At 64.1% G+C, this 576-nt stretch carries 1 protein-coding gene; it reads left to right on the top strand.

Annotated elements, in window-relative coordinates; genetic code table 11:
- Positions 1 to 19: 19 nt before the first annotated feature.
- Positions 20 to 576 (top strand): transposase domain-containing protein (locus KHO22_RS32395; RefSeq protein ID WP_211951274.1); only part of this gene is annotated, 557 nt, incomplete at its 3' end.

Below are 576 nucleotides of genomic sequence, written 5' to 3'. Positions count from 1 at the left end.
ATGTTAACTTTGCGGCGCCGTGCTATCCGCTCACCTCAACTATCTACTCGAAGCCCAGCAACCATCCGACTTTGGTCGGCTCGGGCAGCATTTGCCCTACGAGTGGGTTGAGCAGGCGGTGAGCGCCACCGGTACGGCGAGCCTGCGGCGCCGGCGCTTGCCCGCCGAGCAGGTGGTCTGGCTGGTGATCGCGCTGGCCCTGTACCGGCATCAGTCAATCAGCGAGATTGTCGATGATCTCGATCTGGCACTTCCTTCGGCCGCAGCCCCGTTTGTCAGCAAGAGCGCCGTCGCGCAAGCGCGACAACGCACCGGATACGCGCCTCTGGCATGGCTGTTTCACGAATCGGCTGGTGCCTGGAGCCGGCAGGATGCGCCCAGCTATGCGTTCAAGGGTCTGAATCTGCTGGCGATGGACGGGACTATCCTTCGTACCGCTGACAGCCCGGCCAATCGCGAGCACTTCGGCGCCCAGGTCTATCCGAGCGGCAAGCTGGCGAGCTATCCGCAGGTGCGCGCCGTCACGCTGACCGCCATCCCGACGCATCTGATCCGCGACATCGAGTTCGGCCGCTA

Origin of the sequence: Cupriavidus yeoncheonensis, from assembly GCF_905397275.1 — a bacterium.
GTDB lineage: Bacteria > Pseudomonadota > Gammaproteobacteria > Burkholderiales > Burkholderiaceae > Cupriavidus > Cupriavidus yeoncheonensis.
Note: the sequence above shows the minus strand (reverse complement) of the source record. Positions and strands in the feature narration are given on the sequence as shown.